Raw genomic sequence first — 14,194 nt, 5'->3', positions numbered from 1 at the left:
TAACTTAGTGTCTAAAAGTATAAATAGATTGATTTCTCTGTCAATATTCGCTATAATTGTAGATATTACAAGAAAAAAGTCGAAACCTATACGGAGGACGCCAATGGAAGTAAATCCGAACCGAACGTATCGGAAAAATGGCCAATATCCAGTTTTACGTATGACTTCTGGATTCATAACACTTTTAGGGCGATGGAATGGCATAGCGGAAGCCCTCTTTTCGTTAAATGAAAACAGTTCTTTCTGCGCCCAGTACAACCCGGATAATTCGATTGTTGAAACGTACACATTATTGGACGGAGAAGTTGAAATCGAACATATAGGTGAACGAAGAAAGTTTGAAGTCGGGGAAACGATTGACGCATCAACATTCGAAAAGGTCGTTACGTTATATGCAACATCGAATGCAGAAATTCTCATGAAAATGGAAGCCGATTTCTATGAACAACTATTCTTTGAAACACAGATGCTTCAAATTGAAATGGATGCGGTCGCCCGCGTTGACGGCTATACGTACCATCATTGCGATCGAATTAAACAATACGCCATCGAAGTGTGGAAGCGAATGGATCGCCCGAAACACACATTGAGACTAATGCGATGGGGTGCCTTCTTCCATGACATCGGAAAGCTTACAATTCCACTCGAAATTTTAAATAAACCCGGAAAACTCACACCGGAAGAATGGGAAACGATGAAAACACATTCGCGGGTCGGCGCTAACCTCTTGCGCGCTCATCCGGTCGATTGGTTGAAAGAGGCTGCATTCATCGTCGAGCAGCACCATGAACGTTACGACGGTAAAGGCTATCCTTATGGGCTGAAAGGGGACGAGATTTCCCTTGAAGCGGCAATCGTTTCTGTCGTGGACGCGTATGACGCTATGACAACAGAGCGCGTTTACAAGCAAGCATTATCGACAGAAGAAGCGATTGCAGAATTGAAAAAAGGCAGAGGGACTCAATTTCATCCTGACGTGGTGGATCATTTTATAGAAGTGCTTGGAACAAAAGTAAAGAACGCATTTTAACAAGACTCGGGAAACCGGGTCTTTTCATTTTATTTCATTTCAGAAAAGGTGCATGATAGGAGAAGAGGTTTTATTATTCAATTGTGAAAGGCGGAGGGAACATGGACTATCGTATTGAGCATGACACATTTGGAGAAATACAGGTACCCGCGGATAAACTGTGGGGTGCACAAACACAGCGGAGCAAGCAGAACTTCAAAATTGGGGGAGAACGAATCCCGCTTGGCGTCATTCGTGCGTTCGCCCACCTGAAGAAATCGGCAGCCATTGCAAGCAACTCATTTGGCAATCTATCAGACGCGAAAATGAAAGCGATTGCCGCGGCCGCAGAAGAAGTAATTGAAGGCAAATGGGACGATCATTTCCCGCTTGTCGTCTGGCAAACGGGCAGTGGTACACAATCGAATATGAATATGAACGAAGTGTTAGCAAACCGCGGAAATCAGCTGCTTGAAGAGTGGGGAGAGACAGATCGCCTGCACCCGAACGACGATGTGAATAAATCACAAAGCTCCAACGACACCTTCCCGACAGCATTGCACGTTGCAGGCGTCATTGAAGTGGAACGTGAATTGCTGCCATCGCTTCAAGAGTTGAAAAAAACGCTTAGTCATAAATCCGAAGAATTCATGGATATCATCAAAATCGGGCGTACACATCTACAGGACGCAACACCGCTCACATTAGGTCAAGAAATTAGCGGATGGCACCGAATGCTTGAAAAGACGGAAAAGATGTTGAACGACAGTGTCCAATCGATGAAAGAACTGGCCATCGGCGGAACCGCGGTCGGCACTGGTCTGAATGCTCCGAAAGGGTTCGGAGAGAAAGTCGCGGAAGAAATCTCGAAATCGGTTGGCATTGATTTCACATCCGCTTCTAATAAATTCCACGCTCTCACAAGCTACGATGAAGTCGTCTATACGCATGGCGCGATGAAAGCCCTTGCGGCGGATTTGATGAAAATCGCGAACGATGTCAGATGGTTAGCGAGCGGTCCGCGTTCAGGGATTGGCGAAATTACCATTCCTGAAAATGAACCGGGCAGCTCCATTATGCCTGGTAAAGTAAATCCGACGCAAAGTGAAGCACTCACAATGGTCGTTGCACAAGTGATGGGGAATGACGCGACAATCGGGTTTGCTGCGAGTCAAGGGAATTTCGAATTGAACGTCTTCAAGCCGGTCATCATTTACAACTTCCTGCAATCTGCGAAACTACTAGCGGACGGTATGCGTAGCTTCAATGAGAATTGCGCGGTCGGCATTGAACCGAATCGTGAGGAGATTGACAATAAAGTGAAGAATTCACTTATGCTTGTCACTGCATTGAACCCACATATCGGTTATGAAAATGCAGCGAAAATCGCGAAGACGGCGCATAAGGAAGGCACGACGTTGAAGGAAGCGGCGCTTAAAACCGGTTTATTAACAGAAGAACAGTTTGACGAATATGTCGATCCTTCCAAGATGATCGGACGATAAGATGGAGAATTGCCCATACTGTAATTTAACCGCGGATCCGGAACAGCAAATCATCTTCGAAACGGAGACCTGTGCGTATATCCAAAAGCTTTCCGAGCAAAAAGTGCTGGAAGGCAGTGGGCTGATTGTGCCGAAAAGGCATGCAGTTGATGTGTTTTCATTAACATCTGCTGAGTGGCAGGATACACAGGAGCTATTGTTGAAGGCAAAAGCTTATTTGGATGAACGATACGACCATGAAGGCTACACAGTCGGATGGAATACAGGTGAAGTGGGCGGACAATCCATCCCACACGCCCATCTCCATGTCATCCCGCGGTTTTCAAATGAACCGCTAGCTGGAAAAGGCATCCGCTATTGGATTAAACAGAAGGAAAATCAACGAAGCACTTTGTCCACAAAGTTGTAACCCTAATTTAAGGTGTTATCCGCTATGATGGAAGGACAATGACAACTAAAGGAGTAGACATGAATGATGAAGAAACTCATGCCTGTCATGCTAATTGTAATCCTTGTCCTTTCTGCATGCGGAGAAAAGGCACAACACGATGGGGATAAAGACGAACATTTAGCAGTAGGTCACGAAAAACATCTTCCGAACGGGGACTTGCAGGAAGTGACTGAATCGGCCGCGGTGTTGCCCAAGTTTTTGGATGACAAACCTGAAGATATGCGTCTCATATACCAGGTGGCAGCTTCAGCTTCTGATATTCTCGCGTATATGCCATGCTACTGTGGTTGCGGCGAGAGCGCAGGCCATGGCAACAACTTGAATTGCTTCGTCGACGAAATTCGTGAAGACGGTTCCGTCGTCTGGGACGACCACGGCACCCGCTGCCTTGTGTGCCTCGAAATTGCCGTTCAATCTGTGCAAATGAAACAAGAAGGCAAGTCGATGAAAGAAATCCGCGAATTCATCGATGACACATACAAAGAAGGTTACGCAAAACCAACGGACACACCGATGCCAGCTTAATAAGTATGAAGACAGCAGATGAATCTTGACTGCTGTCTTTTTATTTTGGAATCGCGTCCAAAGCAAGTGGTCGCGCGTCCAAAGCGAGCCTCTCCGCGTCCAAAGCCACCTGTCGCACATCAAACGAGTATCGTCTCCCGTCCAAAACAACCGATAAAATACCATTCATTAGTTCCCCGACAACAATTTTGCCACAAACGACATTTTATTTTTCTGAATATGTATATAGGACTTTAAATTTCCGACGAAAGAGCGTATGCTGTGAAATTGATAGGATATCCATAGTTCATTCAATGAAATGAAGGAGAATAAATAGAATGGTTTTTGAAGGCAATAATAAAATCCGAACAAAGATTTATCAAGTGATCGATGGATTGACGGATGAAGAGTTCAATAGGAAACCATCAGCGCATGATTGGTCCCCGAAGCAAATTTTGGAGCATCTTGCCTTGATGGAAACATATATAGCTGCAAAGATAGCAGCAGAGTTGAAGAATCCGGAAAGCCCGCGTGCTTCAAAGAAAATTATACTCCTTTCCGGAAGCTTGAAGGTGAAAGGTGAATTACCGAAAGCAACAAAGCCGACAGACGGTTTCAAAACAGTATCGGAAATGAAAGAGGAACTTCATAGCTCTCGGATTTATTTGCTCGATATCTATGACGGCAGCTGTAAGGATCTGTTGCGCGAGAAATCGTTCGAGCATCCGAACCTTGGTTTAATGCCATTGGAGCAATGGTTCCCGGTCGTCGGCATGTATGAAAAATGTCATTTGAAGGCGTTGAAGAAGACAATCATCAAATTAAGGATCCATGGTCTCGCCTCCGAAATCAAATCAGACGCCCAGTAAAATCCCCAAGCCCTGTGCTAGGGGATTTTATATTCCTTAAAACCCTGATTGCCACGCAATGATAATGAAAGTTGTCCATAACAAAACCCCGCACGCCATGTGCGGGGTACAATTCAATCAACGAATGTAAACATCACTTACTAACAAATCTTTCACAACTTCAGTCGGGATTTCAAATGTCACAACACCCATATAGCCTGGGGCAACTTCGTATTTGTCAAAGGAGATGACAAGCTTTTGATCATCCGTAATATAGAAGTTCTGATCAGGTCTAATTGTCGTGAAGCCTTCGCCATATTCATTTTCAGTGAAATAAGAGATCATCTCATCCGCGGCCATTTGCCGTTCCATCTCGCTTTCAATATAAGTATTGATAGCATCAATGTATGAATCATCTTTGAAAAGACTTGGCAATGTAATCAAAACGCTATCGACTTTATCGATTGTATCGTATCTCATTGTCGTCGATGAAGAACCGACAATATTGACTTGATAGCGCATAATCGAAAGGATCCGTTCGTTATCTGTAAGCACTTCATAGCCAGCATCCACTCCAAGATGGCCGCCGCCAGCTTCTTTAAGCTCTGCAATTTCACTTTCGAATTGTTCGAAAAGCTCCTTATTCTCTTTCATATACTTTTCATTCAATGCAGCTTGCAATTCTTCATTCTCCAGTCCAGAGATGACCGGTGTGGAAACATCCGCCTGATACGTACCTTCATCTACAACCAATTGTTGGACAGTCAATACCTCCACGATAGAACCTAAAACCGGAACATTCACCATCGTTTTGGCAAATGCAGGACTGACATTGATGCTGCCGACAAATATTGCAGCGGCGGCAGCGACACCGAGCATACTGTTTCTAAAAACGGGTCGTTTTTTTCTTCGCTCCCTTTTAGCCTCATTAATTGAAGCTCTCACTACACCATCCAACTCTTTAGGAATCTCAATGTTTTCATAGTCCTTCTTTACTTTATCCATTTTGCTCATTTTGTTGCTCCTCTCCCATTTCGACACGTAATTTCCTCAGAGCCGCATACAACCTTGTTTTTACTGTATTAACGTTGTCTCCCATAATTTCTGCGATCTCCTCGATCTTCAAATCCTCGAAAAAACGGAGGATGATAATAGTTTTATAATTCGACGGGAGATGGTCAACCGCTTCCTGTAAATCAAAATCAGTTATTTCATTTTCGGAAGTCGGTAAATGGCTTTCCAAAATATCGTCTTCCATAATGGACATCCGTTGATGTTTTCGGATGAAATCAATGGCAGTATTGACGATGATCCGGTAAAACCAGGTTTTCATATACTTCACTTCATCCAGCCGGTCAATCGAACGAAGTGCCTTCAGGATGGATTCCTGAACAATGTCGAGTGCATTTTCCTTATTTTTAACATAGCTGAACGCTAGCCGATAGTAGGCTTGCTGGTTTTCTATAATGAACTTTTCCACCAACTGAAATTTTTCGTCTCTTGTCATGACAATCGGGTCACCTTCTTTAGAAATAACGTATCGCGATCACGTCTCATAAGTATGGACGGACTGTCTTCATAAAAAGTTTTGAGGGATTGGAAAAACCATGAAACGATTATGATATGCTTAATTCAAAATCTGTTATGAGGATGTGTCAATTAATGAGAAATAAACCATTTGTCGCCTCTTGGAGTGGTGGAAAAGACTCGGCATTGGCGTACTACCGAGCGCTTCAGTCAGGTGGCGTTCCAAAACGGGTATGGACGATGTTTGAAGAGGATAAAGAACGTTCGAAATCGCATGCATTGCCGATTGAAATCGTCCGGGCCCAAGCTGACAGTCTCGATGTTCCATTGATGATTAGAGGGGCGGACTGGAATGGTTATGAAGCCAAGTTTTTGGATGCAATGAGGGAATGCGTAGAGGCAGGCATCCCAAATGGCGTTTTTGGCGATATCGATTTAGAGGATCATTTGACTTGGGTGCAAACGGCGTGTGCCAAAGTTGGTATGGACGCAATTCACCCGTTATGGATGGAACCGCGCCGGAAGTTATTAGAGGAATTCGTAAACGCAGGCTTTGAGGCATATATTATTGTCGTAAATACGAAAATGATGCCTGCTGAATTTATCGGACGTAAATTCACGATTGAATTAATGGACGAATTGGACGCGCTCGGCATTGATTCGTGTGGTGAGTCGGGAGAATTCCATACCGTTGTCGTCGATGGGCCGATATTTAAGAATCGTGTTCCGATCGTGTTTGAAGAGCAGCATGAGCGTAATGGGTATGTGTTTGTGTCTGTCGGGTTGGAAGGGCAATCGTTGGAGAGAGCAGTCCAATTATTTGAGGAAGACAGATTTGAAGAGGCTGAAAAGATTTTTCACGAGCGGTTATTAAAGGTGTCGGATGAACAGGAAGAACAATATATTTTGCATTGGCTCGGGTTCACGCTTGCGATGAAAGGCGTCTATACTGAAGCACGGGATTGTTATGAAAGACTGTTGTTGACGGCGAAGGAAGAGGAGGACCTTTTTGACGAAGCTATCGCTTTGCACCAACTCGGCATGGTGTATCGGTTGGAGAAAAACTATCAGAAGTCCCTGGATTTATTCACACAAGAGAAAGAGCTGTGGGAAAAGGAAATGCCAAATCATCATGTGGGCTTTTCCGCCAATGCGTATGAACTTGGCCTGATCGCGCTTCTAGAGAATCGACTGGATGATAGCAGTCGGCATTTTGACGAAGCGTTGCGGCGAGCAGAGCTTGCAGATGACTGGATGTGCATTGGATGCGCAATGAGAGGGAAGGGGCAATATTTTGAAGCAGTCAAGGAGTTGGAAAAGGCGAAGCGTGCCTTCCTCGGAAGCATCGAAGCGTTTGAAAAAGTCGGAGAAACGAAAGGGGCTAGGGAGGTAAGGGGAATGGTGGCGCCATATCTATGAAAACTTGGCCCGTCGGTCAGATTTGCTTCCTCATACATTGAAGAGCCGTAAAGAACCCTAGTTAGCAAGTTGGCTAAATTTTAGCAATTTCGTAGATATTGGGATAAATCTATTGCGTCTCCCATGTTATTTTTATATAATGAAAAAGCTGTGTGAGAAATTGATTTGAATCTATCTTAACAATGAAGGAAGTTATGAAAAAAGAATGAGAGCTACTATGACCGAGTCGCAGATTGTCGCTTTAATCGAATCGACTATCCGTGATGTAAATATGAACGTCGAGCTAAAGCTGGAGCGTACCGGGGTTAACATGATGTATGACTTCATTAAAAATGAAGTGATTGTCGATATCGATCGTGTCCAAAAAGCTTGTAATGAGCTGCCCGAACCGATGGCGCTTGAAACGTATCTTCGCATATTGACCATCCATGAATTGGGGCACGCGATGGATCGCAAAGCATTGCTCGAATCACTGGACCGGACGAAAGAAGTCATCACGTTGAAAAAACAAGCAGCTGCTGAAAAACGGCCTACCGATCTGCCGTTCATGAAGATGATCATTGAAGAGCATGAATCGGACATCGTTTTTGAAGAAACCGCGTGGGCGAACGCCGGGATTTTGAACAGCTTTTTGGGGATTGTGGATGGAGATAGCTTTGAGAAAGTAAAGTCGCATAGCCTTGAGACGTATCGGAAGTTGTATGAGGGTGACTTGGCAATCTATCAGGCACTGCAAGAAGAAACTTTACTTGTATAATAGTTGGACTTATTTATTCATACAAAAACCGCCACCGGTGAAGCTACGGTGGCGGTTTTATTTATGCATTAAGTAAGCAAAGGAAATTTTGTTAAGCTTAAACCCCATAATGTATTATATACTTTTTTTCGTCTGTCGCCTGTTTAATCTTCGAAGCCAATTCAGCAAGCTCGCTAGATTCCTTGAAGAATATAGAGGACGTAACTATATCGAAAAACAATGATAATGATTCAGGTGGAATAATTGTGATGCCACAATAGGCCAATCCATATTCGGGACGGTCCAATGAATGAAAAAAAGTTTTCATTATTGATAAAGATTCATACAAACTATTGATTAGATCATCATCCACGGAAATGCAATTGTATTTTCGCGGAGTATACCCTTCAAAATTATTCTGGTTGCCGATTTCGTCAATCAATCCGAATTCATGAACACAAGGCATAGTATTATCCTTTCGATTAGTCAAAATGACTTAGCTTAAATATCCAGCATCTTTCAATGCCCGCTCTAAAAACGGTTTCGCATTCAACAGATCCCGGAATGCTTCGTACTTTCCAATGGCTTCTGCGGAAGGGCTCTTGCCAGTTTTAAAGCCGCGTATCAAAATATTTTTCGGTGTATGCTCCATATCGATGAACTCAAGCAGTTGCGCGTCATAGCCGACAAGAGTCAGTAACTCCGCTCGAATGGAGTCTGTTGCAAGTGCTGAAAAACGCTCTTTAATAAGTCCGTGCTGAAGCATGACGTCCAATGCAGGTGATTGGACTTGGGAAAATAATTCATGTTGACAGCAAGGGACGCTCAATATGACTTCCGCCCCCCACTTAACGGCTCGTGCTAAAGCCATGTCGGTTGCAACATCGCAAGCATGCAGTGTAACGACCATGTCGACAGCGGTTTCATCATTATAATCATTGATGTCGCCGACAAGGAATTCGAGTTGATCATAACCGAGATCTTTTGCGATTACATTGCATTCTTCAATGACTTCCTTTTTTAAATCAAGGCCAGTAACTCTAATATCCAACCCCTTTTCGATATGCAAATAGTGATAAAGCGCGAACGTCAAATACGATTTGCCGGAGCCGAAGTCCAAAATGCGGACAGGTCTATCTTTCGGCAGATGGACGAGCGCGTCATCAATGAATTCAACGAAACGATTGATCTGCCGGAATTTATCATATTTCTGCTTCTTTACTTTACCCTCCGCCGATTGCACGCCGAGACGAATTAGGAAAGGGTAAGGGGTGGCGTCATCCAATAAGTAATTCTTTTTCCGGTTATGTGATAAATCGACTGTTTTTGTTGAAGTCGCCTTTTCTGCCTTCCAGGAAACTTTGAATTTTTTCGTTAACTGGATATGTGCTTTTTCGTCGGTGAACTCCGCCTGCATCTGCTTGAACTGCTCCAGTAATTGCTGGAGTGCAGGCTGAATATCTGCAACTTTAATATTTTCATGTTTCAAAATGCGTTCGTAGTGATATTCAAATTGAATATGGACTTCTTTTTTAATTTCCACTGGCTTGAGTTTCACTTTCTGAAGGCCCTCTGATTTGTAACGGGGCTGGCTGATCGTCCCTTGGATGAATGTGCCTTCTTGCATCCGATGGACAAGTTTTTCTACGAGTTCTTCAAATTGCATGTTGTTTGGACCTCTTTTCGGGCGAGTTATTACATATAAGAATAGCAAAATGGATTAGAAAGATATGCTTCAGAGGCTTCGCTTTTACTAATCCCTGGGATGCTGCGTGTATATTTGCATTTCTGCGTGCTTATCCTGATGTAGAAGCTTTTCGGTTTAATTAAACGTAAATCCCTGCTTCGCAAGGAATTCTTTCATATATGTCCGCCTTGGTTGTGCTAAAAAGTCCGCCATCTGCTCCGACCATGCTGTGTCTTTTTGGTTGGATCCGCGATTGAGGTAATAATCATGCATCGTTTGATCGTAGGCTGGAAGGAGCTCTTTATATTTCGCTGCGTCATAGCTGTTTTCGTGAATGATCGATTCGACCGGCAATCTCGGTTTCACCTCATTCGCCTCGTCTGGTACGCCGATTGACATCGCAAACATTGGCACAACACCTTTTGGCAATTTTAACAGCTCACTAATTTCAGCTGGGGAGTTACGAATCCCACCGATATAGCAGATGCCGTATCCTTTCGATTCGGCTGCGATGGCGACATTTTGGGCGAAGAGCGCGACGTCAACTGCACCGACGAGCATGTTCTCTGCATGGGAGTAGTCGATCTCCTCTCCATGCAACGCGGCGGCTTCTGCTAATCTGCAGTAATCTGCGCAGAAGATAAGGACTGCTCCCGCCGTTAGAAATTGTCTTTTGTTACTTGCAAGCTCGGCAAGCTGTTCCCGTTTTTCCTGATCGGTGACGTGGATGACGGAGTAGGCTTGCACGAAATGGGAGCTCGCTGCATGCTGTCCCGCGCGGATGAGTTCGTGGACGTCTGCCTTCGACAGGGGAATGTCCTTGTATTTTCGTACCGATGCGTGTGATGTCAATAATTCGATGACCATATGTATCCCTCCAGAAATTTTGTTAATCTATATTGATTGAATATACCATGTACACTACAATTAACGCTTGGAAAAGGGGTGTCGTAATGAGTTGGTTAGATGGTATTTCATTGACAACAACATTGCTTATACTTGTTTTAGTCGTTATTCCTATATCCTTTGCTGTTTTTCTTTATTTCTATGACAGAAGACAAAAGCAGCATGCTATTTTGCGGAACTATCCGGTTTTGGGGCGGATGCGTTATATGCTGGAAAAGACAGGGCCGGAGCTGCGGCAGTATTTGTTCAACGCTGACCATGAAGGGAAGCCTTTCAACCGCGAAGAGTACTTGCAGATGGTTCTGCCAGGAAAGTACTTGAACAGCATAATCGGTTTCGGTTCAAAACGTAATTTTGAAGAACCTGGCTATTATCTTCGAAACGCTTTCTTCACGAAACAGAACGAGGAAATGCGAGTCGATAATGGGGAGCTCATTACAACGATGCGCTACCGTGTCGATGAGGATAATTTATTCTCCCGGAAAGAGCATCGTGAGGAACTTCATACATTGCCTTGGCTATTGCCAGAAGAGGATGCGATTGTCATTGGTCCGAATTGTGAACATCCTTTTCATGTCCGCAGTCTATTGGGCCAATCGGGTATGAGTTACGGCGCACTAGGCGAACATGCGATTACTGCCTTGTCTAAAGGGATCGGGATGGCAAAAGAAGCTTGGATGAATACCGGAGAAGGTGGACTTTCTCCCTATCATTTGGCTGGAGATGCCCATATCATTGCCCAAATCGGTTCAGGACTATTCGGTTTCAGAACGGAAGAAGGGGAATTCAGCTGGGAAAGGCTTCGTGAAAAGGCGGAAATCCCACAAGTGAAGGCTTTTGAAATCAAGTTGGCTCAAGGTGCAAAGATGCGGGGAGGGCATGTTGAAGGGGAAAAGGTGACAGAGGAAATTGCGAAAATCCGAAATGTCGTGCCGTACACGACCATTAACAGTCCGAATCGCTTCAAGCAGTTCTCCGATTATCCGACGCTATTTGATTTTATTGAAAAGATCAGAGACCGGGGAGGGAAGCCAGTTGGCATTAAGATTGTCATCGGTGGCAAGGAGGATGCGGAGGAACTCGCCTCATTCATGCATGAAACGGGTAAAGGACCTGATTTCATTTCTCTAGATGGAGCAGAGGGCGGCTCGGGAGCTACGTATCGGGATTTAGCGGATAGTGTTGGGTTACCGCTTAAATCGGCGCTTGTCTTGTTGGATGATGCATTAAGGAAATATGAAGTGCGAGATGAAGTGAAAATCATTGCCTCAGGGAAAATTACGACTCCCGATAAAGCTGCAATCGCTTTGGCGATGGGGGCGGACCTTGTCCAAGTTGCCCGCGGCTTCATGATTTCCGTCGGCTGCATTATGGCTGAACGATGCCATACGAATGAGTGTCCCGCAGGTGTGGCAACGACAGATAAGAATTTGCAAAGAGGACTTGTCGTGGAAGAGAAGAAATACCGCGTAACGAACTATATTTTGACGATGCGTGAAGGATTATTTAGAATCGCGGCAGCAGCAGGAATTGATTCGCCGACAAAATTCGAACGTCATCATGTTGTTTACAAAGATGAACGGGGACGTGTTTTTCCAATAGAATAGCTAGATTAAGCCGTTTTTCCTTCTTGGGAAAATGGCTTTTTGATATATAATGCCTACGACAACATCTGAATCTTGTGATAATATGTAAATAATTATAGTTTTATAGAGAGGGGTTTGGTGGATGTCTTTGTTGAATAGTACAGTTGGCGGTATCGTAAGGGATTGGGCTAAATTACGACCGGAGCAGGAGGCCTATGTTTATCCGGAACATGGGATTAGAAAAACATATGATGAGTTTGACCGAGAGACAGACGAGTTGGCGAAGGCATTCATCGGGATGGGGATTAAGCGTGGCGAGCATGTTGCCATTTGGTCTGACAATAAACCGCAATGGCTTTTAAGTCAGTTCGCTACGGGGAAAATGGGGGCCGTCCTTGTTACGGTGAATACGAATTATCAGTCGAAAGAGCTCGAATATTTGTTGAAGCAATCGGATGCCACTACATTGATACTCGATGAGGGCTTTAAGGGTACGAGCTATATCGACATCATCCGCACGATCTGTCCGGAACTTCAGGATAGTAAGGATGGAGTAGTGAATAGCGGAAAATTACCGAAATTGAAAAGAATCATCCTAATGACGGATAGTGAAGAATCCGGAATATATAAATGGTCTGAGTTTCTGCACCATGCAGAAGGAATAACGGACGCCGACCTTGCGGAACGGGAAAAGACAATGTCGCCCGAAGATGTCATTAATATCCAATACACATCGGGAACGACTGGATTCCCTAAAGGTGTCATGTTGACACACCACAATATTGTGAACAACGGCAGGCTGATCGGGGATTATATGAAACTGACGGAAGAAGACCGGGTTTGTATACCCGTACCATTTTTCCATTGTTTTGGATGTGTGCTCGGTAATATGGCTGCAGTGACGCACGGATCGACAATGGTCATTGTGGAGCAGTTCGATCCGCTTCGCGTACTTGAAGCTGTCCATGAGGAGAGATGCACTGCGCTTCATGGCGTGCCGACAATGTTCATTGCCGAATTGAATCATCCCGATTTCAAGAAGTTCGATACTTCCTCGCTCCGAACGGGCATTATGGCAGGTTCAACTTGCCCAATCGAAGTTATGAAGCAAGTGATCAATGATATGGGTGCAAGTGAAATTACAATTTGCTACGGGCAGACGGAATCATCGCCAGTTATTACACAAACGCGGACAGATGATCCAATTGAAAAGCGCGTGTCCACTGTTGGACAGCCTCATCCGCATGTCGAGGTAAAGATAATCGATCCTGCTACGGGTATGGAGATGCCTGTCGGGGTACCGGGTGAACTATGTACAAGAGGGTATCATGTCATGAAAGGATATTATAATAACGAAGAAGCATCGCGGGAAGTGATTGATGAAGATGGATGGCTGCACACCGGGGATATCGCCATTATGGACAATGATGGCTATATCGATATTACGGGTCGTATAAAGGATGTTATTATTCGCGGGGGTGAAAATATTTATCCGCGGGAAGTGGAGGAATTCCTTTATACCCATCCGGGAATTTCAGATGTACAGATTGTCGGTGTTCCTGATCCGAAGTATGGGGAAGAGCTCATGGCATGGATCATTCCGAAAAAGAATGTAATTATCGATGAGGAATCTGTCCGATCATTTTGCCGAGGAAATATATCGCATCATAAAATCCCAAGATATATTAAGTTCACGGACGCATATCCGATGACAGCATCAGGGAAAATACAGAAATTCAAACTACGTGAAATGTCGATTGAAGAATCTTTAAGTCATCAATAAAACAGGGAAGACTGCAGCCATAGTAAAGGCAAGCAGTCTTTTTGATGTATGGATTGAACGGGAGAGAACATCTTAATGAGTGTTGTAGCATAACCTATTTGTAAATTACCCGCTTATGTACAAGTCAAACCTGGTTTAGTCGAATTTGATTTCTTTTATGTCGAAACTTGTTCATTTCCCGGGAAATTCAGAGAAAGAAGTAGAAATTTATGTTTTTTTCTTTAAGTTAATGA

At 44.2% G+C, this 14,194-nt stretch carries 14 protein-coding genes; 9 read left to right on the top strand and 5 right to left on the bottom strand.

Annotated features, from left to right (window positions below; all coding sequences use genetic code 11):
- Nucleotides 1-103 precede the first annotated feature (103 nt).
- From SLU01_RS08320 to SLU01_RS08300, 5 genes are all read left to right on the top strand, one after another.
- Nucleotides 104-1,030: an HD-GYP domain-containing protein gene (locus tag SLU01_RS08320; RefSeq protein ID WP_147057209.1), complete on the top strand. Its 927-nt coding sequence runs from the start codon at nucleotides 104-106 to the stop codon at nucleotides 1,028-1,030.
- Between the two features lie 101 nt (nucleotides 1,031-1,131).
- Nucleotides 1,132-2,514 carry a class II fumarate hydratase gene (fumC, locus tag SLU01_RS08315; protein ID WP_147057207.1) on the top strand — a complete coding sequence of 461 codons (1,383 nt, stop codon included), beginning with the start codon at nucleotides 1,132-1,134 and terminating at the stop codon, nucleotides 2,512-2,514.
- A 1-nt stretch (nucleotide 2,515) separates the two neighbouring features.
- Nucleotides 2,516-2,923, top strand: coding sequence for an HIT family protein (locus SLU01_RS08310; protein ID WP_147057205.1), 408 nt, complete (start codon nucleotides 2,516-2,518; stop codon nucleotides 2,921-2,923).
- 63 nt (nucleotides 2,924-2,986) lie between these two features.
- Nucleotides 2,987-3,490, top strand: coding sequence for a PCYCGC motif-containing (lipo)protein (locus SLU01_RS08305; RefSeq protein WP_147057203.1), 504 nt, complete (start codon nucleotides 2,987-2,989; stop codon nucleotides 3,488-3,490).
- Nucleotides 3,491-3,807: 317 nt separating this feature from the next.
- Nucleotides 3,808-4,338 carry a DinB family protein gene (locus SLU01_RS08300; RefSeq protein ID WP_147057201.1) on the top strand — a complete coding sequence of 177 codons (531 nt, stop codon included), beginning with the start codon at nucleotides 3,808-3,810 and terminating at the stop codon, nucleotides 4,336-4,338.
- Between the two features lie 117 nt (nucleotides 4,339-4,455).
- On the opposite strand, the gene rsiV is transcribed toward SLU01_RS08300, so the two are convergent.
- Together rsiV and sigV are read right to left on the bottom strand one after the other, a co-directional pair.
- Nucleotides 4,456-5,331 carry an anti-sigma-V factor RsiV gene (gene rsiV, locus SLU01_RS08295; RefSeq protein ID WP_147057200.1) on the bottom strand — a complete coding sequence of 292 codons (876 nt, stop codon included), beginning with the start codon at nucleotides 5,329-5,331 and terminating at the stop codon, nucleotides 4,456-4,458.
- The gene (gene sigV, locus SLU01_RS08290; protein ID WP_147057198.1) at nucleotides 5,315-5,824 is read right to left on the bottom strand and encodes an RNA polymerase sigma factor SigV; all 510 of its coding nucleotides are present in this window, start codon (nucleotides 5,822-5,824) and stop codon (nucleotides 5,315-5,317) included. Before sigV ends, rsiV begins: the two co-directional genes overlap by 17 nt.
- Before the next feature lie 155 nt (nucleotides 5,825-5,979).
- Here sigV and SLU01_RS08285 point away from each other — a divergent pair, with 155 nt between their 5' ends.
- Nucleotides 5,980-7,263 carry a Dph6-related ATP pyrophosphatase gene (locus SLU01_RS08285; RefSeq protein ID WP_147057196.1) on the top strand — a complete coding sequence of 428 codons (1,284 nt, stop codon included), beginning with the start codon at nucleotides 5,980-5,982 and terminating at the stop codon, nucleotides 7,261-7,263.
- 205 nt (nucleotides 7,264-7,468) lie between these two features.
- Nucleotides 7,469-8,020: an integrase gene (locus SLU01_RS08280; protein ID WP_147057194.1), complete on the top strand. Its 552-nt coding sequence runs from the start codon at nucleotides 7,469-7,471 to the stop codon at nucleotides 8,018-8,020.
- A 97-nt stretch (nucleotides 8,021-8,117) separates the two neighbouring features.
- Here the strand turns inward: SLU01_RS08280 and SLU01_RS08275 are convergent, their stop codons facing one another.
- From SLU01_RS08275 to nfsA, 3 genes are all read right to left on the bottom strand, one after another.
- Nucleotides 8,118-8,465, bottom strand: coding sequence for a short-chain dehydrogenase (locus tag SLU01_RS08275; protein WP_147057304.1), 348 nt, complete (start codon nucleotides 8,463-8,465; stop codon nucleotides 8,118-8,120).
- A gap of 30 nt (nucleotides 8,466-8,495) precedes the next feature.
- Nucleotides 8,496-9,665, bottom strand: a complete 1,170-nt coding sequence (locus SLU01_RS08270; RefSeq protein WP_147057193.1) for a class I SAM-dependent methyltransferase — start codon at nucleotides 9,663-9,665, stop codon at nucleotides 8,496-8,498.
- 156 nt (nucleotides 9,666-9,821) lie between these two features.
- A complete protein-coding gene (gene nfsA, locus SLU01_RS08265) occupies nucleotides 9,822-10,553 on the bottom strand; it encodes an oxygen-insensitive NADPH nitroreductase (protein ID WP_147057191.1) in 732 nt (243 codons plus the stop codon).
- Between the two features lie 86 nt (nucleotides 10,554-10,639).
- Here nfsA and SLU01_RS08260 point away from each other — a divergent pair, with 86 nt between their 5' ends.
- Nucleotides 10,640-12,199 carry an FMN-binding glutamate synthase family protein gene (locus tag SLU01_RS08260; RefSeq protein ID WP_147057189.1) on the top strand — a complete coding sequence of 520 codons (1,560 nt, stop codon included), beginning with the start codon at nucleotides 10,640-10,642 and terminating at the stop codon, nucleotides 12,197-12,199.
- A 121-nt stretch (nucleotides 12,200-12,320) separates the two neighbouring features.
- Complete coding sequence (locus SLU01_RS08255; RefSeq protein ID WP_147057187.1) at nucleotides 12,321-13,961, top strand: AMP-binding protein; 1,641 nt, start codon at nucleotides 12,321-12,323, stop codon at nucleotides 13,959-13,961.
- Nucleotides 13,962-14,194 lie beyond the last annotated feature (233 nt).

It is taken from the genome of Sporosarcina luteola (assembly GCF_007991495.1).
Lineage (GTDB): Bacteria > Bacillota > Bacilli > Bacillales_A > Planococcaceae > Sporosarcina > Sporosarcina luteola.
The sequence above is the reverse complement of the archived record's forward strand: the minus strand, read 5'-3'. Positions and strand labels throughout refer to the sequence as shown.

Bases quoted from the DNA above. Each gene is read 5' to 3' on its own strand.
- rsiV (WP_147057200.1), bottom strand. From the start codon at position 5,331: ATGAGCAAAATGGATAAAGTAAAGAAGGACTATGAAAACATTGAGATT.
- SLU01_RS08310 (WP_147057205.1), top strand. From the start codon at position 2,516: ATGGAGAATTGCCCATACTGTAATTTAACCGCGGATCCGGAACAGCAA.
- SLU01_RS08305 (WP_147057203.1), top strand. From the start codon at position 2,987: ATGATGAAGAAACTCATGCCTGTCATGCTAATTGTAATCCTTGTCCTT.
- SLU01_RS08275 (WP_147057304.1), bottom strand. From the start codon at position 8,465: ATGCCTTGTGTTCATGAATTCGGATTGATTGACGAAATCGGCAACCAG.
- SLU01_RS08280 (WP_147057194.1), top strand. From the start codon at position 7,469: ATGAGAGCTACTATGACCGAGTCGCAGATTGTCGCTTTAATCGAATCG.
- SLU01_RS08300 (WP_147057201.1), top strand. From the start codon at position 3,808: ATGGTTTTTGAAGGCAATAATAAAATCCGAACAAAGATTTATCAAGTG.
- nfsA (WP_147057191.1), bottom strand. From the start codon at position 10,553: ATGGTCATCGAATTATTGACATCACACGCATCGGTACGAAAATACAAG.
- SLU01_RS08255 (WP_147057187.1), top strand. From the start codon at position 12,321: ATGTCTTTGTTGAATAGTACAGTTGGCGGTATCGTAAGGGATTGGGCT.
- SLU01_RS08270 (WP_147057193.1), bottom strand. From the start codon at position 9,665: ATGCAATTTGAAGAACTCGTAGAAAAACTTGTCCATCGGATGCAAGAA.
- fumC (WP_147057207.1), top strand. From the start codon at position 1,132: ATGGACTATCGTATTGAGCATGACACATTTGGAGAAATACAGGTACCC.
- SLU01_RS08320 (WP_147057209.1), top strand. From the start codon at position 104: ATGGAAGTAAATCCGAACCGAACGTATCGGAAAAATGGCCAATATCCA.
- sigV (WP_147057198.1), bottom strand. From the start codon at position 5,824: ATGACAAGAGACGAAAAATTTCAGTTGGTGGAAAAGTTCATTATAGAA.
- SLU01_RS08285 (WP_147057196.1), top strand. From the start codon at position 5,980: ATGAGAAATAAACCATTTGTCGCCTCTTGGAGTGGTGGAAAAGACTCG.
- SLU01_RS08260 (WP_147057189.1), top strand. From the start codon at position 10,640: ATGAGTTGGTTAGATGGTATTTCATTGACAACAACATTGCTTATACTT.